Below are 26066 nucleotides of genomic sequence, written 5' to 3' on the forward strand. Positions count from 1 at the left end.
CCCCCGTTCTGGAGGCTTTTAGTATAACGTTTATATTCGCTCTATAGAATAAAGCGGCTTAAATCTTCATCTTCAACAAGTGCGCCTAAGTGTTTTTCAACATAAGCGGCATCGATTATTAATGATGAGCCTGCTTTTTCAGAGGCATCGTATGAAATTTCTTCCATCAGCCTTTCCATTACAGTATGAAGACGACGAGCACCGATGTTTTCGGTTTTTTCATTGACCTGCCAAGCGGCTTTAGCAATACGCTCAATGGCATCATCGCTAAACTCAACATCAACTTGCTCCGTTTTAAGAAGTTCGCGTTGTTGCTCAGTAAGTGAAGCATGCGGCTCTGTAAGAATACGTTTGAAGTCATCAGCAGTGAGAGCTTCAAGCTCAACACGAATTGGTAGACGACCTTGTAGCTCTGGGATCATGTCTGATGGTTTAGACATTTGGAATGCACCAGAGGCAATAAATAGCATGTGGTCTGTTTTAACCATACCGTGCTTAGTATTTACCGTTGAACCTTCAATTAGCGGTAGTAGATCGCGCTGTACGCCTTCACGGCTAACATCTGGGCCAGACGAATCGCCACGCTTACAGATTTTGTCTATTTCATCAATAAACACAATACCATTTTGCTCTACTGCAAAAATAGCCTGCTCTTTTAGCTCTTCAGGGTTAACTAATTTAGCGGCTTCTTCTTCCGTTAATAGCTTAAAGGCTTCTTTAATTTTTAACTTACGTTTAGTGCGCTTGTCGCCACCCATGTTTTGAAACATGCTTTGCAGCTGGTTGGTCATATCTTCCATACCAGGAGGCGCCATAATTTCTACATTTGGCTGTGCTTGCGCTAAATCAATTTCGATTTCTTTATCATCAAGCTGACCTTCACGTAGTTTTTTACGAAACGTTTGACGAGTTGATGAATTATCATCACGCTGCGTTTCACCGTATTGATCTTTCGCTGGTGGTAAAAGTGCATCTAAAATACGCTCTTCTGCGGCTTCTTCGGCGCGGTGCTTAAACTTTTTAGTTTGTTGCTCGCGAGTCATTTTAATCGATACATCAACTAAATCGCGAATGATGGTTTCAACTTCTTTACCAACATAACCCACTTCCGTGAATTTAGTCGCTTCTACTTTAATAAATGGTGCATTGGCCAATTTTGCTAAACGGCGTGCAATTTCTGTTTTACCTACACCTGTAGGACCAATCATTAAAATATTTTTTGGTGTAACTTCGCTGCGCAAATCATCATTGAGTTGCATACGGCGCCAGCGGTTGCGAAGTGCAATAGCGACTGCTTTTTTAGCTTTAGCTTGACCAATAATATGTTGATCAAGCTCGTGAACGATTTCTCTTGGAGTCATAGCAGACATAGCAATTCCTATTATAATTCTTCGATTGTTTGGAAGTTGTTAGTAAATACGCAGATATTGCCTGCAATAGTTAAGCTTTTCTCTACTATTTCACGAGCGCTTAAATCTGTATTTTCTAATAGAGCAGTCGCTGCTGATTGGGCAAAGTTACCGCCGCTGCCAATGGCAATTAGGTCGTTTTCTGGCTGCACAACATCACCATTACCAGTAATGATTAAAGAGGCCGTTTCATCGGCAACCGCAAGGAGGGCTTCAAGTTTTCTAAGGGCTCTGTCGCTGCGCCAATCTTTGGCCATTTCTACTGCAGCTTTGGTAAGGTTACCTTGATGCATTTCTAGTTTGCTTTCGAAGCGTTCGAAAAGGGTAAAGGCATCAGCAGTACCGCCAGCAAAACCAGCGATTACTTTGCCATTATAAAGACGTCGAACTTTGCGAGCATTGCCCTTCATTACGGTATTACCAAGTGAAACTTGGCCATCGCCGCCGATTACTACTTTGTCGCCGCGGCGTACACTTACAATAGTGGTCATGTTATTCCTCATCATCGAGTTGCATTGGCAACTCGTAAAAAACGATTATGATGAGGTTATATGGGTGAATGGTTTATTTTCAAGTCCAGCCCCAAATTCCGCAGCCGACTATTTTTACACGTTTTAGTTTGTTTTTATCGCTTTCAGCTTGGCGTTTGGTTTTATAAGGGCCTAAGCGTACTTTGTACCAAATTCCATTGCTGCCTTTTGCTTCTTTTATTTCAGAAATTAGCCCAGCAAACGCTATCTTAGCTTTAAGCGATTCGGCTTGTGCATGAGTTTTAAACGAGCCGCACTGCATAACATACGGACCTTTTTGCTCAATTTCTTTTACCTCAACCTGAATTTCGTGCTCTCTAATTTCTTTAATAAATTCAGGAGTGCGTGGTATCGCTACTTCTACTTTTTTTGCAGGAGTTGGGTTGGCTTGTTTTTCTACCAGTTTTGGGTCGGCATTATTTTTTATAAACCATAACCCATAAGCAAAACCGCCAACGAGTAACAAGGCGATAATTACTAATAGGGTTGGGAAGGGCTTTTTAGCCGGTGCTTGTTTTTTACTGTTTCTGCCTGCAGGCTTTTTATTAATATAATCGTGCTGTGCCATGGTGTTATTGTGGCCTTAACCTAAATCATGTCTATAGGGTCTACATCTAAACTCCAGCGAACTTTTTGGGCGAGTTTGCTAGTACTTAAATAATCAACCATTTGCGAAAGATACTGGTGTAATACGCGGCGATCTTGCGCTTGAATATGTAATTGAAAACGATACATGCCTGCAACTCTTTCAAGAGGTGCGGGGATCGGACCCAGCAATTGTATACCAGATACCCCATTTACAGGAACCAAATCTGTCAAAAAATCGACGACTTGTTTAATACTGTGTCCTTGTGCTCTGACAATCGCCATATTAGTGATTGGCGGTAAATCAGCGTCGTCCCGCTCGCTTAAAGCAAAACGAGCAAAGTCTTGATAGCCGTTATTAACTAAATCTTGTAAAAGAGGGTGCTCTGGAAAGTGCGTTTGTAATAATACTTGCCCAGGTTCGCCAGAGCGACCAGCACGTCCTGCTACTTGCGTAACTAGCTGCGCTAAGTGTTCTGTTGCTCTAAAATCGCAAGAGTATAAACCGCTGTCTACATCTAAAATAAGGACCAAGCTTACATCTGCAAAGTGATGACCTTTAGCAAGCATTTGTGTACCTACTAAAATGCGTGCGCCCCCGAGATTTATTTCATCCAGTGCTTTTTCAAGGCTCCCTTTGCGGCGGGTCGAATCGCGATCTATACGTGTTACTGGTGTGTCAGGAAACTCGCTCGATAAAAACTCTTCTATTTGCTCAGTCCCTTTACCGTTTGGAAATATTTGCGTGCTTCCGCAGTCAGGGCATTGATGTGGAACATGGTATTGATCGCCACAGTGATGGCAAATCATTTGACCTATCGCTTTGTGAAAAGTAGCACTGGTACTACAGCGTTTGCACTCGCTTAGCCAGCCACACTCATGGCAAATAAGAGTAGGAGAAAAACCACGACGATTTAAAAATACCATCACTTGTTTACCCCGGTTCAAATGTTGGCGCATAGTCGCAAGGCTTGCATGTGCAATTCCTGCTTGGTCGGGCTGCCCTTTCATATCAAGTAATTTAAATTGATTATCGGTGGCTGTTTGCGCTCGTTCAGTAAGGCTTAAAAGCTGATACTTATTGTTTATAGCTTTGTGCAGTGTTTCGAGTGCGGGCGTTGCACTGCCTAAAATAAGCGGTATTTTGTGCTGAAAAGCACGGTAAGCGGCTAAATCTCGAGCGTGATAACGTAGGGTGTCTTGTTGTTTGAATGATGAGTCGTGCTCTTCATCAACCACTATCATACCGAGTTTAAAAAAGGGTAAAAAAATACTCGAACGTGTGCCTATCACTATGGCGCAACTGCCTTTTTCGCAAAAACGCCATGTTTGTAAGCGTTCGTTATCTGTAAGAGCCGAATGCCATAACATAATGGGTGTATTAGGAAAGCGCCGACGAAAACGGTTTACAGTTTGCGGGGTTAAGCCTATTTCAGGCACTAGTACTAATGCTTGCTCGCCACGCTTTAAAACTTCCTCAAGGCACTGTAAATATACTTCGGTTTTACCGCTGCCCGTTACTCCTTCTAATAAAAAGCTTTTAAAGCCAGTGCTTTGATTAATAGCAGTACAGGCAACAGCTTGTTCTTTATTTAGTACAGGCTTGCTACCAACAGTAGGCGCAAGGCTTTGCCATTCGTTATCGTGCTCAATAGTTTGTGTTATTAATTCTTTATCTATTAGGCTATCGATTGTTTTTTTACTAAAGCCAAGGGCCTTTAATTCAGTTAACGATGACTTACCTGATTGCGATAGCTGCTTTAATAGATTTAACTGAGTTTTAGCTTTTAGCGAAGGGACTTTTGCGCCTTTTTCAGTAAGGGTAACCATATTAATACTGGTTTTATCGGGTGATTCACCTTGGCGAAGAGCCCCCGGTAGCGCAATATGTATTGTTTCGCCAAGTGGATAGCAGTAATACTTGGCGGTAAAACTAAGTAAATCTAGGTGCTGGGCGCTTAAAATAGGGGTGTCGTCGATGACTTCTATTATATTTTTTATTTTGTTATCAGGTACGTCAGTCGTATTTTTAATGCTGAGAATAACAGCGACTTTTTTTTGGTTACCAAAAGGCACCAAAACCCGCATACCCGGCTCAAGTTGCCTTGATAACCCGTTGAGTTGCTCTTCTACTTTATAGTCAAAAGTCCGTGGTAGTGGGACTTTAATAGCAACTTCAACAAAACGCATAACAACTTCACCCATAAAATTAATTGCCTAATGTACTAAAAATACGCCTAAAAACCTATAAGCAATAGTACTGTAGAAAGAGGTTGTTCACTTTTTTATCAAAAAACTTAATTAATGCTTGTGCAGGGGGGGGTTGTTGGATAAAATCCGCGACCAACAAATTTGTTTTAACGACGTATGGTGCCAGACTTCGGGTTTGGAGAGCGATGCGGCCTTAACTAGAGGTTCCTATGAAAGAAGGTATTCACCCTAAGTACGAAGTAATTTCTGCAACATGTTCATGCGGAAACAAATTCGAAACTAGCTCAACTCTTTGTAAAGACATTCACTTAGACGTATGTTCTGCGTGTCACCCGTTTTACACTGGTAAGCAAAAGATTTTAGACACTGGCGGCCGTGTTGATCGCTTCAACAAGCGCTTCGGTGCACTTAGCAGCAAGAAGTAATTATTGCTGTTTAGTTAAAAAAAGCACCTTAGGGTGCTTTTTTTATGCCTAAAATTTATAAAATGACTTAAGTAAGCTTCTTGCGCAGTGCCCACTCGTGCATAACTATTTCCTATTATTATTCTGACTATGCATAAACCTTTAAAGACAAATCTATATATATTCTCTATATTTTAATTAGTACATTTTATAACTAGGTTGATAAAAGTAGTTAACATGGAGTTATATGTTTTTAAAGTGATGTAATAGGCTAATATTTTAAGTTTATATTGATACTTTAAACGTACATTTTATGAGATTTATTTGGCACATAAAAGCACCTCAATATGTGCATTTCAATTGAATTTTTATTTATTTAATGTCGGTATAATTCAGCAAAGTTACTGAAAAACCTATTAAAATTAAAGGATATAGCATATAACAGGATAGACCTGATATTGCTTGGAATTTAAAAATAATAAGGGTATCTTACCCAAGACACCACCTCTCACTTTAACTTAAATTGCAGGATACCATCGCGTTATGTCAGACTTTCGTGAACAAGCACTACATTATCACTCACACCCAGTACCAGGTAAAATTAGTATTGAACTAACCAAGCCCGCTGAGACGGTACAAGATCTCGCGCTCGCATACAGCCCTGGTGTTGCCGAACCCGTTCGTGAAATAGCAGCAGATCCTGCTAATGCTTATAAATATACAGGTAAAGGCAATACTGTTGCGGTAATTACTAATGGTACTGCAATTTTAGGACTGGGTAATTTAGGGCCTTTAGCCTCTAAACCTGTTATGGAAGGTAAGGCGCTCTTATTTAAACGTTTTGCTGGGCTCGACTCTATCGATATTGAAGTTAAGCATCGCACCACTGAAGATTTTATTAATACCGTGGCAAATATTGCGGATACTTTTGGTGGGATTAACCTTGAAGATATTAAAGCACCAGAGTGTTTTGAAATTGAAAAAGCATTAATTGAGCGTTGTAGTATTCCCGTTTTTCACGATGACCAACACGGTACCGCCATTGTAACGGCAGCTGGTATGCTAAATGCGCTGGAAGTACAAGGTAAGTCAATCGAGGATGCGATAATAGTTTGTTTAGGTGCAGGTGCTGCTGCAGTGGCCTGTATGGAGCTTTTAATTAAATGTGGTGCATTGCGCGAACATATTTATATGCTTGACCGCAAAGGCGTTATTCATACTCGTCGCGATGACTTAAACGAATACAAAAAACTTTTTGCTAATAATACCGACAAACGCACATTGCAAGATGTAATTGCAGATGCTGACGTATTTGTGGGGGTTTCGGGTCCTAACTTATTAGCTGCCGAAGATTTAAAGCTAATGGCAGAAAAACCTGTGGTGTTTGCATGTTCAAACCCAGATCCTGAGATCGATCCTTCACTTGCGCATGGCGCACGCAACGATTTAATTATGGCAACGGGACGATCTGATTACCCTAACCAAGTAAATAATGTTTTATGTTTTCCGTTTATTTTTCGTGGCGCACTAGATGTACGTGCGAGTGCTATTAACGATGAAATGAAAATTGCCGCCGTAGAGGCTATCCGAAGCATAGCTAAAGAACCAGTACCAGCTGAAGTGTTAAAAGCTGCAGGTGTTGATAAGCTTGAGTTTGGCGCAGACTACATTATTCCTAAGCCAATGGATCCACGTTTATTGCCTCGCATAGCTAAAGCCGTTGCTGAGGCTGCGGTAGAATCAGGTGTTGCGCAAATTGACTTACCTGAAAATTATATGGCGTAGTGTATAGCGCTTAAACAAAAAAACCTCAGCAATGCTGAGGTTTTTTTGTTTAAAAAGGTAACGATTTATTCTTCGTTTAAAATAGGCACTTCTAAGCCCATTTCTTGCATTATCTTTTTAACTTCTTCAGGTACTTTTTCTGCATTGTCTTTACGTAGGTCATCGTCATTTGGTAATGGCTGGCCCGTAAATGCATGCAAAAACGCTTCGCATAACAACTCACTGTTTGTTGCATGGCGAAGATTATTTATTTGACGGCGCGTACGCTCATCCGTTAAAACTTTTAATACATTTAGCGGGATCGAAACGGTGATCTTTTTAACTTGCTCTGATTTTTTCCCGTGTTCTGCGTATGGGTGAATATACTCACCATTCCATTTAGCCATAAGATGTATCGTTGCCTCAGATTATTAATTTCTAACACGGCGTAAAAAGCGTGTAAATATGCGTGAAATTCTATCGATTTAAAAAAGATAGTCAAATAATAGATACCAATCTATCTTAATAAGCTGGCTGTAATAGTAAATATAGCCTCATTCAAGTTTTATCGGTCTGTTATTTTTAGCCATCTAGAGCTTTAAAATCTTTGACTTATTAAAACAGATAACTTACTCTTTTGGACGTCTAAACATCCAAATTAATCAGGTGACGAATATGAGCGAAAAAAACAAAGCGACTATTGCAGTTCGCAACGGCGTAGATGCAGATAAACACCACGGCGCTGTAGTTCCGCCAATTTATTTGTCGACTACGTATTCGTTTGCCGACTTTGATACAAAGCGCCAGTACGATTATGGACGAAGCGGTAATCCTAATCGCGATATATTAGCCGAAACGCTGGCTGAACTTGAAGGTGGTGCGCGTGGCATTATCACTGCCACAGGTATGGCTGCGGTGCATTTAGCGACTCAGTTATTAAATAATGACGATACCTTAGTAATTCCACATGATTGTTATGGTGGAAGCTACCGTTTATTTACGTCTTTGCAAAAACGCGGATTACTAAAACTCGAAGTTTTAGATTTAACTAAACAAGAAAGCTTAAATAAAATTTTAGCCATAAAACCTAAATTAATATGGATTGAAACACCAAGTAACCCAGTACTGCGTCTAACCGATATTAAAGCTGTGACTGATATAGCTAAGCAGTGTGGGGCGCTTGTTGCTGCCGATAACACGTTTTTATCACCTGCGCTGCAAAACCCAATCAAATTTGGTGTAGATATTGTTGTTCACTCGACGACTAAATATATTAATGGCCACTCGGATGTTGTAGGCGGCGCCGTAATTGCTGCAACACAAGAACTTGGTGATGAGCTTGCTTGGTGGGCAAATAACATTGGTATTACAGGTGCACCGTTTGATAGTTATTTAACGCTTCGTGGTTTACGCACTTTAAACGTACGTTTAAGGCAGCATCAAGAAAATGCGCTTGCAATTGCAAAGTACCTTGAGAGCTCTGAATTTGTAAGCCAGGTTTACTACCCAGGCCTTGAGTCACACCCTCAACATACATTAGCAAAGGCTCAGCAACTTGGCTTTGGTGGTATGGTGAGTTTTGATATTAAAGGTGATGTTAACGATGCTGCAGCATTTTTAACAAGCCTTGAAGCATTTAGCTTAGCGGAGTCCCTAGGTGGCGTAGAGAGCTTAATTTGTCACCCTGCAACGATGACGCATGCAGGAATGGAACCTAAAGCCCGTTTAGAAGCGGGAGTGGGTGATACGCTCATTCGTATTTCGGTAGGTATTGAAGATATAAACGATTTAGTTGCCGACTTCGAGCGCGTTTTTAACCTTGTAAAACCAGGACAAAACAAAAACGGTAACCGCATAGGTTAAGGGGCTGGTACGCCTGATGGGAATGTAGAATTAAATGCAACTCATCCAGCGCTTTGGTAGTCGTACCAAAGCGCAATAACACCTAGCCGGTTTGAGGAGTTAAACCGTACGCTAATTTCGTTAAAAATTTCTCATATACGACTGCATGAATGCAGGAGGTAGAGCAATTTAGGAGTAATTAGTGATAATAACTAAACTTTTGCCTTGTTATCGACACGGCTTTCTTACCTCAAAATAAACAATTTAATTAAGCGAATTGGTATAAACATGGTCAATTGTGTACATAAATTTGGTGGTTCAAGCTTAAGTGCTAGTGAGCGCTATCAAAGCGTAGCTAAAATAATTATTGAGCATACTCAGCCTGGCGACTGTGTTGTGGTATCTGCGGCAGGCAAAACCACAGATACACTTGTGTCGTTGTGGCAAAGTTATCAGCAGCAAGATAAACAAGCTGTCGCTGATATTTTACTGCAGTTAAACAACCATCAAAGTGATTTAATTGATCAATTGTTACAAGCTGATTTAAAGTGCGATGCACTTAAAACATTACTCGAAGAGCTAAATGTAATTGCAAGCTTAGCGCAAACTGAGCAGCTCAAAGAAGCGCAGCTACTTGCCCACGGTGAGTTATGGTCTGCGCGATTATTGGCTGCGTATTTACAACAGTTAAATACACATGCTGGCGCACACGATGCCCGCCTGCTTTTTACTTTAAATGATGGCGAATTGTGCCATGCTCAAAATAAGCTGCAATGTAACACTGTCATTGATGCCAATAAAGTGAATGTAGTAACTGGGTTTATAGCTGCAAATACACTTGGCGATACCGTAACGCTTGGTCGAAATGGTAGTGATTACAGTGCTACATTACTTGCCAATTATTGTGATGCCAAACAGGTATGCATTTGGACTGACACGCAAGGTGTATTTAGTACCGATCCGCGTAAAGTAAAAAAAGCAATTAAGTACGCTAAAGTGTGCCGTACTCAAGCCAATTTACTGGCACGCTTGGGTAACCCTGTTTTACATGCCAAAACGTTATCGCCTTTAAAGAATACCGATATAAAACTAGCCGTACGTAGTAGTTTTGATGTTCAAGCAAGTCCAACTCGTATTGTTAAAGAAGGCTTAGCTAAGAAAAAGCGCTTTATAACGACGCTACAAAATGTTGATTTATTAACAGTAGAAGGCTTGAGTGAAGGTGAGGTTGCAAGTGTTAGCCAGCTTATTCAGCATAGTCTTCATCACTTTAACCATAATGGCGAAGTGTATTTAGTCGTACCGGCTGCACAAACATATCAAGTTATTAATTATTTTGCTGGTAGAGCTAATATTAGTGAGTCAAATTTGAACGGCTGTGCTGTTGTTGCACCAGAGCAAGACGTCAGCACACTTAACCTACAAGCTTTAGAGGTATTAGCTGAGCAAACTATAAAACCGCGTTTTGTGCATCAAGATAATGGTTACGTTTTATTACTAACTGACCAATTTATTGATAGCGATGTGCTAAGCACATTGCACGATAAGCTAGTTAATAAAGGCCAAGAAATCGCGATTATAGTTGCAGGACTAGGCAATGTAGGTGAAGTATTTATACACCAATTGACCAAGCAACTAGAGCGTTTAGGTAGTGACTTTAGTATCAAATTAGTTGCTTTGGTGCGCTCTCAAGAGATGTTGTTTAATCCAAGTGGAGTTAACTCTCAAACATGGAAAAAACAATGGCAGCTTGAGGCACAAAAATACCAAACTAGTGATTTATTAAATGCAATCAGCGAGCTTGATTACGAGCATAAAGTTGTAATTGATATTACAGCTAGCGAGCAATTTAGCGAGATTTATACTGGCTTTGTTCAAAATGATTGCCATTTAATTAGTGCAAATAAATATGCGGGCACAGCACCTACACGTTGGTATCAAACCCTTATAAATAACTTAGCAGAGCGCAACCTACACTGGCGTTATAACACAAGTGTAGGGGCAGGCTTACCTATAAACTTCGCTTTAGCTGATTTACAAAATAGTGGCGATAAAATTACGCGAATAGAAGGTGTGTTTTCTGGCACACTATCGTGGTTATGCAGTAAGTATGATGGCAGTATCGCGTTTTCAGAGTTAGTGCTTGAAGCGCAAAAAATGGGTTTTACAGAGCCAGATCCGCGTGAAGACTTATCTGGGCGTGACATGCAGCGTAAGTTACTTATTTTAGCCAGAGAGCTAGGTGTAGAGCTTGAGCTGGACGATATAAGCCTCTCGGCGCTCATGCCAGTTGAACTTGCTCAAGGTAGCTGGGACGACTTTATAGATAAAAAAATGCAGCTTGATGGCTTTATTGAAGAACACGCTGCAGCAGCCAAAGCTCAAAATGCTGTGCTTAGATACACAGGGGTATTAGAGATTACGCACGATAACATTGTTGCAAAAGTAGGTATTACCTACGTGCCAAACGGTGATGCGTTAGCAAACTTAACGCCAGGCGATAATATTTTTGTGATCAACAGTAAATGGTACAGCGACAATGCATTAGTTATTCAAGGCCCTGGAGCGGGTAGTGAAGTAACTGCGGCAGGTATCCATTCTGATTTATATTGGCTTGTGCAAAACTTAAAATAAGTTATATATGTAGGTATAAAAACGGCGGCTTAAATTAAGCCGCTGTTTTTATATAGATGCTTTAAAATAGCTCTTCTTCTGTTTTTGTATCTTCTTCAAATATATCGTTAGGCTGTGATAGCACGTATTTAGTCGGTGCTGTACCTTTTTCAAAATACTCAAAGCGACTTGTATAATCATTTTTATGACTAAGTAAACCAGTCGCTAAATCAATACGAATAGAGACAAGCCCTTCGGGTGGCTCAATGGGTGCTTCAGGAGTGCCTTCAAGTGCAGCTCTCATAAACTCAACCCATGCTGGCTGAGCCGTTTTTGCACCTGACTCTGCACCGGATATTTGATTACTATCTAGGTTGTTATTATAAGTTGAACGACCTAACGGATTTCCTGGGTTATCAAACCCTACCCATACAGAGGTCATCACTTTACTATTAAAACCACTAAACCAGGTATCAACAGAATCGTTGGTGGTACCCGTTTTACCAGAAAGATCACGACGTTCTAATGCTTGTGCGCGCCAACCTGTACCACTCCAGCCAGTTTTATGCGCCCAACTACCCCCGCCCCAAATACCGCTGTGCAACGCATCAGCTATTAAAAACGCATTTTGTTTAGATATAACGCGAGGAGCACATCGACGAGGTTGTTCTATTTCATCAGTGCTATTGTTTAGCATAAGTTCATTGCTTACAGGAGTCGCACTTTCGTCACAAGCAATCGCTGGGTTAGCTTTAAATAATACATTGCCATAAGCATCTTGAATTTCTGAGATAAAATAAGGTTCTATTAAATGGCCACCATTAGCAAAGCTGCTCATACCACGAGCAAGCTCTAAAGGTGTAATTGAGGCGCTTCCAAGGGCAAGGGACTCACTACGGTTAATATCTGAGTTTTTAAAGCCAAACTTTAATAAGTGATCAGCTGTGCGTTGCAGGCCAACACCACGCAGTAAACGTACTGAAATTACGTTTTTAGACTGTGCTAAGGCACGACGAATACGTATTGGGCCATTATAAACAGCAGGGCTATTTTTAGGTCGCCATGCAACGCCTTGGCTTTTATCCCACTGGTTAATAGGGGCATCGTTTAATATGGATGCCAGCGTATAACCTTTCTCAAGTGCTGCTGAGTAAATAAAAGGCTTAATATTTGAACCGACTTGGCGCTTAGCCTGAACTGCGCGATTGTATTGGCTTTGCTCAAAACTGTAACCGCCTACAATTGCTTTAATTCTGCCATCTTGTGGATCAAGCGACACAATAGCGCTGGCAGCTTCTGGTATTTGGCTAAGTATGTAAGAGTCGTCTTGATTTTTACGTAGCCATATCTGCATACCCGGGCTCAAAATATCGGTGGCTGCTTTGGGTGCAAAGCTTTGGCGGTAACGAGTAATGTATTTACGCGCCCACTTTAAATTATCCCAATCAAGAGTAGTCTTTTGGCCATTTTTTAAAATAACATCAGCGCTCTTTTCGCTTACTCTTAATACAACCGCAGCGTTTAAATCGCCAAGTTCATTTACTGGTTTCAATTTATCGATTATTTGCTGCTGTGTTAAAGCTGGTTGTGTTTCAGGATCCCATAAAACATCAACAGGCCCTCTAAAGCCATGGCGCATATCGTAATTATGCAAATTATTAACTAACGCTGTTTGCGCTGCTTTTTGCACACGAGATTCAACGGATGTAAAAATTTTAAAGCCCGAGTTATAGGCTTTATCAACTCCGTAACGAGATACCATTTCAGCTCGAACCATTTCTGAGATATAAGGTGCGTATAAATCTATCTCTGCGCCATGAAAATAAGCGGTAATAGGCTGGTTGGTTGCTTCATTATATTGTTCTTGGGTGATGTAGTTTTCCGTTAATAAGCGTCCTAAAACGACATTTCGGCGAGCTTTTGCTCGAGTAGGGTTGCGAATAGGATTTAACGCAGAAGGGGCTTTGGGTAAGCCTGCAATCATCGCCATTTGTGCAAGTGTTAAATCTTTTAACTCTTTGCCATAATAAACTTGTGCTGCAGCACCAATACCAAATGCACGGTTACCTAGCTCTATTTTATTAAGGTAGAGCTCTAAAATTTCGTCTTTAGTTAATATATTTTCTATGTGTAGGGCTATAAATATTTCTTTAACTTTACGGATATACGCTTTTTCGCGCGTTAAAAAGAAGTTTCGCGCAAGCTGCATCGTTATAGTACTTGCACCTTGCTTTTTCTCACCGGTAGAAATAAGCACAATAGCAGAGCGTACGATACCGATGGGATCTATGCCGACATGGTCGTAAAAACGGTTATCTTCAGTTGCTAAAAATGCATTAATCAGGGGCTGTGGTATTTCATCAATAGTGACAGGAATACGACGTTTTTCACCAAATTGATTGATCAAAAGGCCATCTTTAGTGAATACTTGCATAGGAGTTTGTAATTGCACGTCTTTTAAAACTTGCACACTGGGGATATCAGGTTTAACGTAGTAATAAAGGCTGATTAATGTAATCAGACTAATTAACGTACAAATGATAAAAAATTGTAAAGTTCGTTTTAATAAAATCACTTATATTTCCCTAAATGGACTCCCAATTGCGAGTTTTGACTGCTAGTATATATTGATTAAAAAATGAATAATATTTTTTCAGATAAAAATTATAACTTGTTTATTATTAAAACAAAGGCCAAGTTGCAAACATGCTAAGTCAACTATTTCAAAAGCCGTCACCGATGATGGTAGGGATTGATATTGGATCGCACTCAATTAAGGCTGTGCTTTTACGTGAGGTTGAAACGGGATTTCGACTAGAAGCACTTGCAATTGAACCTATGCCAAAAGGCGCTATAAATGAGCGCTCTATTCAAGATATTGAAGCGATAGGAAACGTAATTTTAAAATTAAAAAGAAAGTTACCTAAGTCGCTAAAATCTGCTGCTGTGGCTGTCTCGGGCCAAACGGTTATCACCAAAGTAATTTTCATGGATGTATCGTTAACTGATGCTGAACTTGAATCGCAAATTGAAATTGAAGCCGATAGTTTAATTCCATACCCTCTTGATGAAGTGAGTTTAGATTTTGAAAAGCTCTCTACCAATGAGGCCGATCCGAGCAAAATGAATGTATTGCTCTCAGCCGCTCGAACGGAAAGTGTAGAGGCTCGTGTTGGTGCGCTTGAAACAGCTAACTTAGAAGCTAAAATAGTTGATGTTGAAAGCTACGCATTAAGTAGAGCTATGGATGTTTACTATCAACAGTTACCGAGTGACGCATTTAATCAGTGTGTAGCAGTGATTGATATTGGCGCAGTACTCATGCTTGTTAGTGTTGTTCAAGCTGGTGAAACCATTTATACCCGAGATCAAGTATTTGGGGGGGATCAATACACCAGCAGCATTGTTAGCTATTACAATAAAGGCTTTGATGAGGCAGAAATCGGTAAAACGTCAGGGGATTTGCCGCCTAATTATACATTTGAAGTATTAGCGCCTTTTCAGACATCATTGCTGCAGCAAGTTCGTCGTGCAGTACAAATGTTTTTAACGACCAGTGGAAAAGAGCAAATTGATTATATTGTACTTACTGGTGGTACATCGATGATTAAAGGTATTGATCGATTACTTATCGAAGAACTAGGTATCCATACCGTAGTTGCAGAGCCCTTTACTAATATGGAAATCTCACCAAAAGTAGATCGTAATGTAATGCAGCGTCATAGGACGCAGTTTGCGATAGCAACGGGCCTGGCATTAAGGAGTTTTTCATCATGCCACATATAAATCTACTCCCTTGGCGTGAGCTACAGCGTGAAGAATCTAAAAGAAAGTTTGTAATCATGCTAATTGGTGTTGTTATGATTTGTTTCGCATGTATGTACTTACTCAGCTCTTATTACAGCGCCTTAAAAGATGGACAAAATTTAAAAAATAATTATTTAAGTTCAGAAATTAGCACGCTAGATAAAAAAATAAGTGAAATTAGAGGGTTGGATAAAAAGAAAGAAAACTTACAGCAGCGAATGAGGCTTATTGAAGAATTACAGGGTAGCCGAAATTTGGGTACTCAGATAATGGATGAAGTAGCTAAAATAGTGCCTGCAGGTGTTTATTTAACAAAACTTGAGCGTAAAGGAAGTCAAATTCACGTTAAAGGGCGTAGTGAGTCTAATAACCGTTTATCAACAATGCTTCGCCAAGTTCAAAGTTCATATTTATTAGAGCGTCCATCAATGCAGGGCATTGTGGCCGGTGCTCAATCTTCGCGTTTACTCAGTGATTTTAATATGGAGTTTTATGTAAAACCTTTTGACCAAATTGGTGAGGTTAGCGATGAGCCTTGATTTTAAAGCGCTAAGCGAAATAGATTGGAATGAGATTGAGCTCGATAATATTGGCGATTGGCCGGTTGCAGTTAAAGCAATTTGTTGCGCATTTGTGACTTTGCTTGTTTTATTTTTTAGCTATAGCTTATTAGTCTCTGATGAAATTGATAGTTACCACAGTGCAGTGGCTAAAGAAATTGAGCTACGTACTACTTACAGGACTAAATACGCAGTAGCAAGCAAACTTGACATTTACCGACAGCAAATGATTGATATGGAAGAGAAATTTTCTCAACTATTGAAGCGCTTACCCACCTCAAACGAAACACCGGGTTTATTAGATGATTTATCTTATGTAGGTACAACCAGTGGGCTGACGTTTTTAAAAATTGGTTGGCTTCCTGAAGTAGAAAAAGAGTTTTATACAGAGCTACCTATAAAAATAGAAGTAATAGGTACGTATCATGAATTTGGTGAGTTTGTAGGGAAAGTCGCTCAGTTACCGCGTATTGTGAGCTTGCATGATTTCTCTATTTTATCATCAGGCGATAAACAACTAACATTTAGTGTTGTGGCCAAAACATACCGTTATGAAGAAGGGAGAAAAAAATGAATCTCCTTCGTCTTATATCAGTAGTCATTGTTTTAGTTCTGAGTGGTTGTAATGATGACACCTCAGAACAAAGAGAGTTTATAGACCAAGTAAAAGCAAGTACTACGGCAAAAGTAGAATCAATTCCGGAGCTGACTAAATTCGAAATTTTTGAATATAGTGCTGAGCGACTACGTAGTCCCTTTGTAGCGCCGCAGCCAGAAATAATTCAAAATAAACTAACACAAATAAAGAACTGTTTGCACCCTGATCCAGAGCGCCGCCGTGAGCCCTTAGAAAAATACCCACTAGACAACTTAGCTATGAAAGGCACTATTGGCTCTAGCGGCCAAGTTTGGGCATTAATAACTGCGGCAGACGACACACTACACCGCGTAACTGTTGGAAATTACCTTGGTAGTTACGATGGGAAAGTGCAAGTAGTAAATAATGATTATATAGAATTGGTGGAATTAATTCCTGATGGGTCTGGTTGTTGGAAAGAGCGCCTGACTAAATTAGAAATGTTAGAGGCGGCAATAGATGGCGCAGATTAATAATAAAAAAGGTAAAAATAACATGCATAAGGATGTACTTTGGCTTAAAAGCATTTCACGGTCATTATTGGCGGCAATCGCTTTAATAACCGCAAATGCAGCCATTGCAGGGCCACTACTTTATGATGTTCGTTATAATCCGCTCCTCAAAGGTGAGACTGAATTACAGCTTGTTTTTGATGAAGAATTAACGCTTGAACCAAAAGTGCAGGTTTTTAATAGTCCAGCCCGCATTGAGATGTTTTTTGATACCGCTGAGCTTGAAGTGGGTTTAAATGATGTTGCTGTCAACCAAGCGGGCATCAGCAGCGTGACCAATATTTTGACTGACGAGGGCCTTAAAGTAAGCGTAAATCTTGATAGGTTAAAAATTTATGAAACTGAGGTTCATAATAATCTAGTGTCAATACGTGTGTCAGAAAATCCACTAACAGAGTCTGATAGTGAAGATGTTGCTGTGGATTCAAATAATGTAAGTGGAAATTACATAAATCGAATTCAATCAATTGACTTTAGACGAGGTGAGAAAGGCGAAGCAAAGGTACTCGTATTTTTACAGGACACTCAAGCCGCAATTGAAGTGCATGAGAGCGGCGGCAAAATTTATGCTGATTTTCACCATACAGATATTTTAGATGACTTACTTTATGAACTAGATGTTTTAGACTTCGGTACTGTTGTAAGCAATATCGAAACGTTTAAAGAAGAAGGTTTAAGTCGAGTTGTTATTGAACCCAATGCTCAATTTACATTTACCTATCAGCAAATAGATAATATTTTAACACTCACTGTAGAAAAAGATGGGACACAAAACGCGTATTTAGATGGTGGGATTGAGTATCAAGGTCGTCCTATGACCTTAAACTTTCAAGATATTTCTGTTCGTGCAGCATTACAAATTATTGCAGGCTATAACGACTTTAACCTTGTAACAAGTGACTCAGTAACCGGTAATATCACACTTCGTTTAGATGGTGTGCCATGGGATCAAGCGCTTGACGTAGTACTACGCATTAAAGGCTTAGATAAGCGCATGGATGGGTCTATTCTAATGGTGGCGCCTGCAGAGGAGCTTGCAGCACGTGAAGCTAAAGATCTAAAAGCTAAGCAACAAGTTGAAGACTTAGAGCCGCTTTATAGTGAATATATTCGATTAAATTATGCTAAAGCAGAAGATTTTGCTGATCTATTAAAAACAGATACAAACAGTATCATCACTGCTCGCGGTAGTGTATCGGTAGATCTACGTACTAATACTTTATTAATAAAAGATACTGTTAAGAGTATTGAGAATATTCGACGTATGATTGAAACTCTTGATATTCCGGTCCAGCAAGTTGTTATTGAGTCTCGTATGGTCACTGTACGCGACAATGTCACTGAGGATTTAGGCGTGCGCTGGGGTTTTAGCGATCAGCAAGATAGCGATGGCATTTCTGGTTCACTTGAGGGGGCAGAAACTATATCTAACGGTACCATTCCAGATTTAACTGATAGGCTAAACGTAAACTTACCGATTACTAATCCTGCGGCGAGTATTGGTTTACATATTGCTAAGTTGGCGAATGGTACTTTAATAGACTTAGAGTTAAGCGCACTCGAAGAGGAAAATAAAGGCGAGATTATTGCAAGCCCACGCATTATTGCAGCAAACCAACAAAAAGCACGAATTGAGCAAGGGACTGAAATTCCCTATACAGAGTCTGCCTCAAGTGGTGCAACGACGGTAAGCTTTAAAAAGGCTGTATTGAGTTTAGAGGTTACGCCTCACATAACGCCTGATAATAAAGTTATTTTGGATCTAGTAATAACGCAAGATACTCGGGGTGACACAGTACAAACGGGTACAGGTGAAGCGGTATCTATTGATACTCAAGAAATCCAAACACAAGTGCTTGTTGAAAATGGCCAAACTGTAGTGCTGGGTGGAATATTTCAACAGCAAATAATAAATACTACAAATAAAGTACCAGTTTTAGGTGATATTCCTTACTTAGGAAGGTTGTTTAAAAGTACGAGTGAGTTCAATGAAAAACGTGAACTACTCATTTTCGTGACGCCAAAAATACAAATAGACTAAAATTTAGTGCTATTTTGTTAATCAATGGGCAATTATTTAGATTAATTGCTCGTTATATGGCTTTTTATTCTAATTGACTTGAAATACCCCGGCAATTACTGAGATAATCCCCTCCTTAATTTTGGGGCCAGGTCGTTAGGCGGGGTTTTATTTCAAATTTTAGAGTTCGTTTGTACTAAAAGATATGGCTGAGAAACGTAATATATTTCTAGTTGGCCCCATGGGGGCTGGCAAAAGCACGATTGGTCGTCACATCGCTGACCAATTACACCTTGAATTTGTTGATTCTGATCAAGAAATCGAACGCCGCACAGGTGCAGATATTGCATGGGTGTTCGATCTTGAGGGTGAAGAAGGCTTTAGACTTCGAGAAGAGTCTGTTATTGGCGATTTAACCGAAATGCAAGGTATTGTACTTGCTACCGGTGGTGGTTCAGTAATGAGCAAAGAAGTTCGAAACAAGCTTTCGGCTCGTGGTATCGTTGTATACCTAGAGACACCTATAGAAAAACAAGTTGCACGCACGCAACGCGACAAGCGTCGCCCATTACTGCAAACTGAAGAAGCACCTCGTAATGTACTAGAGCGCTTAGCAGAAGAACGCGAGCCACTATACAAAGAAGTTGCCGATTTTGTTGTACGCACTGATGAGCAAAGCGCTAAAGTTGTTGCTAACCAAATCATCGAGAAATTAGATTTTTAAAAACCAATAATAAAGGAAATAACAAAGCATGCTTGAATTAACTGTTAATTTGGACGAGCGAAGTTATCCTATTTTTATTGGTCAATCTGCACTTCAAGATAATGGCCGCCTTGTTCACCATATTGGTGATTGTCGGCCTATCATCATTACTAACGACACCGTAGCGCCTTTATATCTAAAAGGTTTGCTTGATTCGTTAGCTGAACTGAATCCTCTTTCTTTTATCATTCCTGACGGTGAACAATATAAGTCGTTAGAATGGTTTGAAAAAATATCTGCTTTTTTACTGCAAAACAACTGCGGTCGAGACACCTGCTTAATTGCATTAGGCGGTGGTGTTATTGGCGATCTAACTGGTTTTGTCGCTGCGTGTTACCAGCGCGGTGTGCCATTTATACAAATTCCAACTACTGTTTTATCGCAAGTCGATTCATCAGTAGGGGGAAAAACAGCTGTAAATCACCCGTTGGGTAAAAACATGATTGGGGCGTTTTATCAGCCGCAAGCTGTTTTTATTGATACTAAATCGCTTCATACATTACCAGCGCGCGAATTTGCAGCAGGTATGGCCGAAGTTATTAAGTATGGCCTGATTTACGATACCGAGCTATTTTCTTTTATTGAGCAAAATGTAGAAAATCTACAGCGGCTAGATGAAGCAAGTTTGCAGCACATCATTTATAGATGTTGTGAAATTAAAGCGCTTATCGTTGCACAAGATGAAAAAGAAAATGGCCTTCGTGCATTACTTAATTTAGGCCACACATTTGCTCATGCAATAGAGGCTCAAATGGGTTATGGAGCATGGCTGCATGGAGAAGCTGTAGCAACGGGAATGGTATTAGCTGCAAAACTTGCACATACTCGTGGTGACTTATCGAAAAGTGAAGTAAGTAGGATAATAGCGTTACTTAAGCTTTACGACTTACCTACCGAAATTCCAAGCGAAATGACTAGTGAGCAGTTTTTAACGCACATGCGTAAAGACAAAAAGAATAAAAAAGGCACTATCCGCTTTATTTTACCTACTCAATTTGGTCAATGCGCATTGGTAGATGACGTATCCGACGACCAAGTTAGAGCGTTAATCGAGCAATAATGCAGGCGCAAATTTTACCAAGCCGTGCGGCGTTGGTGGATAGAATTGCTCTGCAATTTGAATACGGGCAAAACTTAATTGTATTACTAGGCACTTCTGGGCTTGGTAAAAGCTATATGCTCGAAACCTTCATTACCGATAAGTATAACGACTTTAATAAAGCATTTGTGCATATAAGTGCCCAAACAACTGACGCTCAGCTGATGAGTGACTTATTAGAGCAAAGTTTTAATTCTCCGCTAATCGATCATACCTTGAGTCTGTCTGAAAATTATTATCAGCTACTGCAACAACAACCGTGTGGGCCTTGCTTGTGGGTACTTGATGGTGGCAAACAGTTGTCTGATGAAATGTTAGTTGAGCTGGAGTTACTTTCAAAAAACAGTCCTAATACTCTGTATATTATGATTGCTTCGCAATCTAAACTACCTATCAGTAATGCCGTTGAGATTTACTTAGAAGCATTAACACTTAAAGAAAGTAAGATGTTGATGCAGTGGTACTTTACTGATTTACCCTATGATGAGGATCCTGTATTTAGTACGTTTTTGGCTGAAGCACACGGCAATCCGAGTTTACTGCTAGCTTGGCAGCCCAATGAACATGTTGCTGATGTAATTGTAAAGGATAAAGTCTCTTGGCGTTTGCATTTATTGATTTTAATGTTGCTGATTATGCTTTTAATAATTGGTTTGCTTTATAAGTCAGACATGACGCAGTGGTGGCAGGAGTACTATCAGCAAGAAAAGCCGCAAGTGCTAACTACCGCAATCCCTGTAGAACAAGTAGCTAAAGCGAGTGTCAAAAACGAACAAGCAATAAGTAACCCCTCATTAGCTCAAATAGCTCCTGAGCAATCAGTGTCTGAAAAAGTACACATCAATGATGTTCCCGCTATTATGCAAAGTCTTACAAACCAAGACAAGATCACTGTTAATGATGCTCAGAACAATAAGGCGAGTAACTTAAATATTAATGAGTCTAAAACGCCAATAGCTGAAATAGTAAATAAAGCAGGGCAGCCTAGGACTGATTTAAATACTAGTTGGTACTTAAACCAAGCTGATGCCAGTTTGGTTATACAATTACTTGCAGTAACTCAGCAAAAAGTAAGTGATGAATTTATTGCTCAATATAATCTACAAGAGCACACTCATACCTATCAAACAATGCGTAATAATAAGATGTGGTGGGTGGTTACTTTTGGTAATTTTACCAGTTTAAACGAAGCAAAATCGGCGATGGCCAATTTGCCTGCTCAGGTTAGAAAAAACAAACCTTTCTATAAAAAAATGAGTAAAATAAAACAAGAAATTGCACTTGTTGATCAGTAAAATACACTACTTTAGTGTAAAATCGCGCAACAGCAGATTGAAGTAAAGAGCCAATGCAACAAAAGAGTAGAGCCTTCCTTAAATGGGCCGGCGGAAAGTACAGCCTCGTTGAAGATATAAATGCGCGATTAAATAAAGCTAGCAAGCATGCTGATACGCTGGTTGAGCCTTTTGTTGGTGCTGGTTCGGTGTTTTTAAATAGTAGTTTTAAACACTATATTCTCAACGATATAAATGCTGATCTAATCAATTTGTATAAAGAACTAAAAAACTCGCCTGACGAGTTTATTAGTGATTCCAAAAAGTTATTTGTTGATTTGAATAACCACGCAGATGCTTATTACGAATACCGAGTACAGTTTAATCAAAGTAGCGATGTATATGAAAGGGCTATGCTTTTTTTATACATGAATCGCCATGGTTACAATGGGCTTTGTAGGTATAACTTAAAAGGTATTTTTAATGTACCGTTTGGTAAATATAAAAAGCCTTACTTTCCTGAAAAAGAAATGTACTTTTTTGCAGAAAAAGCACAAAAAGCTACTTTTACCTGCTTAGGTTACGACGACGTTTTTAAGTTAGTACCCAGTAACGCTGTTATTTATTGCGATCCACCTTATGTGCCATTAAGTAAAACGGCTTCGTTTACGTCGTACGCTAAAGGAGGGTTCAATTTAGATGATCAAGCAAATCTCGCCAACTTGGCCGAGCAAGCTGCATTTGAAAATAATACACCAGTGCTTATTTCTAATCACGATACGGTATGGACGCGAAAAATTTATAGCCAAGCATCGCTTGAACAAATTAAAGTAAAGCGGACTATTAGCCCTAAAGGCGGATCACGAAACAAAGTTGATGAGCTAATGGCTATGTATTTAGCACCCAAGCAACCACTGCGTAAATTACGATAATAAAAACTATAAAAAGTATCATTGCGATTGTAATAACAGTGACTGGAGAGTGTTGTTTAAAGTCAGCTTTGCGTTTATGTTCTGATTGAACACCAAAAAATGCAGCTAGCACACTTTGAAACGCGCTAATAAGCTGCAACATTATTTAAAATAGAGGTTTTAACGAAGGCGGGTTTTTAGATTCTTCAGAACTAGTTAAAAGCTCTAGTAAATCTAAATAATGAAATTGAGCACTGCGGCTATCGCCCGTTAGCCATGAAAACCACGATGAGTCTTCTTCTACTTTTGCACATGCAATCACGTTTTGTGAATTAGTGCTTACGGTTTGATGCTGGCAATTATTAACTAAGCTTAAATCTTGCTCAGAGCTTGGTGCAAAACTAATTGCTCCAATAAATAATAATGCCGACGCAATTAAGATCCCTGTTTTAAATGCACGCATAATATTAGCCTAAAATTAGTTACTTTTTTAATAATAACAAAAGCTGTATAAATAACAAACTAATATTTACCTATAATAGCTAAAACTGTTTATAAATAAATACTTATGTATTTAAATTGGTATTTTTAGTTATACCTAATTTGCCGCGTATTGCTTGGGAAACGTCAGCAATTACGTTACATTAAGGCCATACTTAACTGATTGACGGATTACTATGTTAAACCCTGAACAAAAATACTTAATAGCGCCTTCAATTTTATCGGCTGACTTTGCAAAACTGGGCGAAGATGTAGATAAAGTTCTCGCTGCAGGTGCTGATGTAGTGCATTTTGATGTAATGGACAATCATTATGTGCCTAATCTCACTATTGGTCCTATGGTGTGTAAAGCTCTAAGAGATTATGGTGTAACCGCGCCTGTTGATGTGCATTTAATGGTGAAACCTGTAGATAGTATTATACCTTTGTTTGCTGAGGCTGGTGCTTCTATTATTACTTTTCATCCAGAGGCTAGCGAGCATATTGACCGCACAATTCAGTTAATAAAAGATCATGGCTGTAAAGCGGGTTTAGTATTTAACCCTGCTACTAGTTTAAGTTACCTCGACCATGTTATCGATAAACTAGATACAATATTGCTAATGTCGGTTAATCCAGGCTTTGGCGGGCAGAGCTTTATACCTCATACACTTGAAAAGTTAGCACAAGCTAAGCAGCGTATTATTGAATCAGGCCGTGATATTCGCTTAGAAGTAGATGGCGGTATTAAGGTTGATAACATAGCTGCAGCGGCAGAAGCAGGAGCCGATATGTTTGTAGCTGGCTCTGCAATCTTTAATCAGCCTGATTACAAAGTAGTGATCGATCAAATGCGTGAGCAGCTAGGAAGTGTAAAGTAATGAAATACGATGTAGCTTTATTTGATCTTGATGGCACTTTAGTTGATAGCGTTTACGACTTATACATAGCTATAAATTTAACGCTTAGCGATTTAGCTTTTCCTATTGTTAGCCAAAGCCTTGTAGAGAGCTGGGTAGGAAATGGCGTTGAAACATTAGTAATGCGTGCACTTAGTGGCGATATGCAAATAAGTGAACATCTTGATGAAACACTTAGTAATAAAGCCATTATTTTGTTTTATCAACATTATGAGCAGCAAGTTGGTGAGTACAGTGTACTGTACCAGCATGTAGAAACGGGTCTTAGTGCATTACGAGGCATGCCAAAAGCATTAATTACTAATAAAGCACGTATATTTACCGAAAAACTACTGGATAAGCTTTCTCTTACTAGCCATTTTGAAGTAATTGTATGTGGTGACGACATGGTAAAAAAGCCATCACCAGAGCCTCTGTTATTTGCATGTAACAAGTTAAATGTTGAACCAAGCAAAGCCATTATGATTGGCGACTCTAAAAGCGATATACTCGCTGCACATGCCGCTAAAATTGATGTTATAGCTTTAAATTATGGCTACAACCAAGGCGAAAAGCTAAGCGATTTTAATCCGCAGTACCTATGCGATAACTTCTTAGATATAATACCGACACTTACACAGCGTTAAAATTTTTAACTAACTAAACACTAAAGGAAAATCATGAGTAAACCAGTAGTTTTAAGCGGCATTCAGCCAACCGGTGGTATGACAATAGGCAACTATGTTGGCGCTATTAACCAGTGGCTAAAGCTACAGGAAGACCACGAAAGTTTCTTTATGCTTGTTGATTTACATGCAATTACTGTTCGCCAAGAGCCAGAGTTGCTGCGCACTCGTGTGCTAGATGGTATAGCTTTATATGCGGCATGCGGTATTGACCCTGAAAAGTCTGCGCTTTTTGTTCAATCACAAGTGCCAGAGCATGCACAGCTAGCATGGGTGTTAAATTGTTACGCACAAATGGGCGAGCTAAACCGCATGACCCAGTTTAAAGATAAATCATCTAAGCATGCTAACAATGTAAACGTAGGTTTATTTTCGTACCCAGTATTACAAGCAGCCGATATTTTATTATATCAAGCTGATCAAGTACCAGTAGGGGACGATCAAAAGCAGCATTTAGAGTTAACTCGAGATATAGCTACTCGCTTTAATAACTTGTATGGCGATGTATTTAAATTACCTGAGCCATATATTCCTGAGTTTGGCGCCCGCGTAATGAGCCTTCAAGACCCGCTTAAAAAGATGTCTAAGTCTGACGAAAATCCTAACGGTTACATCATGTTATTAGATGAACCTAAAAAGATTGAGAAAAAGCTTAAAAAAGCAGTAACCGATTCAGATGAGCAAGCGCGTATTTACTTTGATCGCAAAGAAAAGCCAGGTGTTTCTAACTTACTTACTTTATTAAGCGTAGCGACTAAGCGCTCAATCGAAGATTTAGTGCCTGAGTTTGAGGGTAAAATGTACGGCCATCTGAAAAAAGACACTGCCGATGCGGTAGTAAATATGATTGAGCCAATCCAAGCACGTTTTAAAGAGATCAGAGAAGATCAAAACCTACTTGATAGCATCATGAAAGCAGGTGCAGAAAAGGCCAGTGTACGTGCAGAAAAAACTCTTAAATCGGTTTACGATGCACTAGGGTTTATTCCTCGTACATAATTTGATTTAGTTTAAAGTAAAAATGCCGCTATATTTAGCGGCATTTTTTTTATACAACACT

24 protein-coding genes are annotated in these 26066 nt (G+C 39.6%); 16 read left to right on the forward strand and 8 right to left on the reverse strand.

Annotated elements, in window-relative coordinates:
* Positions 1 to 41: 41 nt before the first annotated feature.
* The 4 genes from hslU to priA form a co-directional block, all read right to left on the reverse strand.
* Entirely contained in the window at positions 42 to 1370 is a 1329-nt protein-coding gene (hslU, locus tag J8L71_RS09365; protein ID WP_211000309.1) for an HslU--HslV peptidase ATPase subunit, read from the reverse strand.
* 11 nt (positions 1371 to 1381) lie between these two features.
* Positions 1382 to 1900 carry an ATP-dependent protease subunit HslV gene (hslV, locus tag J8L71_RS09370; RefSeq protein ID WP_002958366.1) on the reverse strand — a complete coding sequence of 173 codons (519 nt, stop codon included), beginning with the start codon at positions 1898 to 1900 and terminating at the stop codon, positions 1382 to 1384.
* Between the two features lie 79 nt (positions 1901 to 1979).
* Entirely contained in the window at positions 1980 to 2507 is a 528-nt protein-coding gene (locus tag J8L71_RS09375) for an SPOR domain-containing protein (RefSeq protein ID WP_211000310.1), read from the reverse strand.
* A gap of 20 nt (positions 2508 to 2527) precedes the next feature.
* On the reverse strand, positions 2528 to 4714 hold the full coding sequence (priA, locus tag J8L71_RS09380) for a primosomal protein N' (RefSeq protein WP_211000421.1): 2187 nt from the start codon (positions 4712 to 4714) through the stop codon (positions 2528 to 2530).
* Between the two features lie 230 nt (positions 4715 to 4944).
* Between priA and rpmE the strand changes: the two genes are divergently transcribed.
* Both rpmE and J8L71_RS09390 read left to right on the forward strand, forming a co-directional pair.
* Positions 4945 to 5160 carry a 50S ribosomal protein L31 gene (gene rpmE, locus J8L71_RS09385; protein ID WP_002958369.1) on the forward strand — a complete coding sequence of 72 codons (216 nt, stop codon included), beginning with the start codon at positions 4945 to 4947 and terminating at the stop codon, positions 5158 to 5160.
* Positions 5161 to 5682: 522 nt separating this feature from the next.
* On the forward strand, positions 5683 to 6924 hold the full coding sequence (locus tag J8L71_RS09390) for a malic enzyme-like NAD(P)-binding protein (protein WP_211000311.1): 1242 nt from the start codon (positions 5683 to 5685) through the stop codon (positions 6922 to 6924).
* 65 nt (positions 6925 to 6989) lie between these two features.
* On the opposite strand, the gene metJ is transcribed toward J8L71_RS09390, so the two are convergent.
* A complete protein-coding gene (metJ, locus tag J8L71_RS09395) occupies positions 6990 to 7310 on the reverse strand; it encodes a met regulon transcriptional regulator MetJ (RefSeq protein ID WP_002958371.1) in 321 nt (106 codons plus the stop codon).
* A gap of 268 nt (positions 7311 to 7578) precedes the next feature.
* On the opposite strand from metJ, the gene metB reads away from it, so the two are divergent.
* Together metB and metL are read left to right on the forward strand one after the other, a co-directional pair.
* Positions 7579 to 8766, forward strand: coding sequence for a cystathionine gamma-synthase (metB, locus tag J8L71_RS09400; protein ID WP_211000312.1), 1188 nt, complete (start codon positions 7579 to 7581; stop codon positions 8764 to 8766).
* 267 nt (positions 8767 to 9033) lie between these two features.
* Positions 9034 to 11379, forward strand: coding sequence for a bifunctional aspartate kinase/homoserine dehydrogenase II (gene metL / locus J8L71_RS09405; RefSeq protein ID WP_211000313.1), 2346 nt, complete (start codon positions 9034 to 9036; stop codon positions 11377 to 11379).
* Positions 11380 to 11440: 61 nt separating this feature from the next.
* Here the strand turns inward: metL and J8L71_RS09410 are convergent, their stop codons facing one another.
* The gene (locus tag J8L71_RS09410; protein ID WP_211000314.1) at positions 11441 to 13933 is read right to left on the reverse strand and encodes a PBP1A family penicillin-binding protein; all 2493 of its coding nucleotides are present in this window, start codon (positions 13931 to 13933) and stop codon (positions 11441 to 11443) included.
* A 131-nt stretch (positions 13934 to 14064) separates the two neighbouring features.
* Here J8L71_RS09410 and J8L71_RS09415 point away from each other — a divergent pair, with 131 nt between their 5' ends.
* From J8L71_RS09415 to J8L71_RS09455, 9 genes are all read left to right on the forward strand, one after another.
* A complete protein-coding gene (locus J8L71_RS09415; RefSeq protein WP_211000315.1) occupies positions 14065 to 15144 on the forward strand; it encodes a pilus assembly protein PilM in 1080 nt (359 codons plus the stop codon).
* The gene (locus J8L71_RS09420; RefSeq protein WP_211000316.1) at positions 15132 to 15704 is read left to right on the forward strand and encodes a PilN domain-containing protein; all 573 of its coding nucleotides are present in this window, start codon (positions 15132 to 15134) and stop codon (positions 15702 to 15704) included. Before J8L71_RS09415 ends, J8L71_RS09420 begins: the two co-directional genes overlap by 13 nt.
* Positions 15694 to 16299, forward strand: coding sequence for a type 4a pilus biogenesis protein PilO (locus tag J8L71_RS09425; RefSeq protein ID WP_211000317.1), 606 nt, complete (start codon positions 15694 to 15696; stop codon positions 16297 to 16299). Before J8L71_RS09420 ends, J8L71_RS09425 begins: the two co-directional genes overlap by 11 nt.
* The gene (locus tag J8L71_RS09430; protein ID WP_211000318.1) at positions 16296 to 16835 is read left to right on the forward strand and encodes a pilus assembly protein PilP; all 540 of its coding nucleotides are present in this window, start codon (positions 16296 to 16298) and stop codon (positions 16833 to 16835) included. The genes J8L71_RS09425 and J8L71_RS09430 overlap by 4 nt, the downstream gene beginning before the upstream one ends.
* The gene (locus J8L71_RS09435) at positions 16822 to 18915 is read left to right on the forward strand and encodes a type IV pilus secretin PilQ family protein (protein ID WP_211000319.1); all 2094 of its coding nucleotides are present in this window, start codon (positions 16822 to 16824) and stop codon (positions 18913 to 18915) included. The genes J8L71_RS09430 and J8L71_RS09435 overlap by 14 nt, the downstream gene beginning before the upstream one ends.
* Before the next feature lie 184 nt (positions 18916 to 19099).
* The gene (gene aroK, locus J8L71_RS09440; RefSeq protein WP_004589350.1) at positions 19100 to 19618 is read left to right on the forward strand and encodes a shikimate kinase AroK; all 519 of its coding nucleotides are present in this window, start codon (positions 19100 to 19102) and stop codon (positions 19616 to 19618) included.
* 28 nt (positions 19619 to 19646) lie between these two features.
* Positions 19647 to 20717, forward strand: a complete 1071-nt coding sequence (gene aroB / locus J8L71_RS09445; RefSeq protein WP_211000320.1) for a 3-dehydroquinate synthase — start codon at positions 19647 to 19649, stop codon at positions 20715 to 20717.
* Positions 20717 to 22051 carry an AAA family ATPase gene (locus J8L71_RS09450; protein ID WP_211000321.1) on the forward strand — a complete coding sequence of 445 codons (1335 nt, stop codon included), beginning with the start codon at positions 20717 to 20719 and terminating at the stop codon, positions 22049 to 22051. The genes aroB and J8L71_RS09450 overlap by 1 nt, the downstream gene beginning before the upstream one ends.
* Before the next feature lie 53 nt (positions 22052 to 22104).
* A complete protein-coding gene (locus tag J8L71_RS09455; protein ID WP_211000322.1) occupies positions 22105 to 22962 on the forward strand; it encodes a Dam family site-specific DNA-(adenine-N6)-methyltransferase in 858 nt (285 codons plus the stop codon).
* Here J8L71_RS09455 and J8L71_RS09460 read toward each other — a convergent pair.
* Together J8L71_RS09460 and J8L71_RS09465 are read right to left on the reverse strand one after the other, a co-directional pair.
* Complete coding sequence (locus tag J8L71_RS09460; protein ID WP_211000323.1) at positions 22919 to 23104, reverse strand: DUF2970 domain-containing protein; 186 nt, start codon at positions 23102 to 23104, stop codon at positions 22919 to 22921. The two genes, J8L71_RS09455 and J8L71_RS09460, sit on opposite strands and share 44 nt — an antisense overlap.
* Before the next feature lie 3 nt (positions 23105 to 23107).
* Positions 23108 to 23404, reverse strand: coding sequence for a hypothetical protein (locus J8L71_RS09465; protein ID WP_211000324.1), 297 nt, complete (start codon positions 23402 to 23404; stop codon positions 23108 to 23110).
* A gap of 214 nt (positions 23405 to 23618) precedes the next feature.
* Between J8L71_RS09465 and rpe the strand changes: the two genes are divergently transcribed.
* From rpe to trpS, 3 genes are read left to right on the forward strand one after another with little or no spacing between them, the layout of a single operon-like run.
* Positions 23619 to 24302 carry a ribulose-phosphate 3-epimerase gene (rpe, locus tag J8L71_RS09470; protein WP_211000325.1) on the forward strand — a complete coding sequence of 228 codons (684 nt, stop codon included), beginning with the start codon at positions 23619 to 23621 and terminating at the stop codon, positions 24300 to 24302.
* The gene (locus tag J8L71_RS09475; protein WP_211000326.1) at positions 24302 to 24967 is read left to right on the forward strand and encodes a phosphoglycolate phosphatase; all 666 of its coding nucleotides are present in this window, start codon (positions 24302 to 24304) and stop codon (positions 24965 to 24967) included. Before rpe ends, J8L71_RS09475 begins: the two co-directional genes overlap by 1 nt.
* 33 nt (positions 24968 to 25000) lie before the next feature.
* Positions 25001 to 26005, forward strand: coding sequence for a tryptophan--tRNA ligase (gene trpS, locus J8L71_RS09480; protein ID WP_211000327.1), 1005 nt, complete (start codon positions 25001 to 25003; stop codon positions 26003 to 26005).
* The last annotated feature ends 61 nt before the right edge of the window (positions 26006 to 26066 follow it).

This window comes from Pseudoalteromonas sp. MMG007 (assembly GCF_018100985.1).
GTDB lineage: Bacteria > Pseudomonadota > Gammaproteobacteria > Enterobacterales > Alteromonadaceae > Pseudoalteromonas.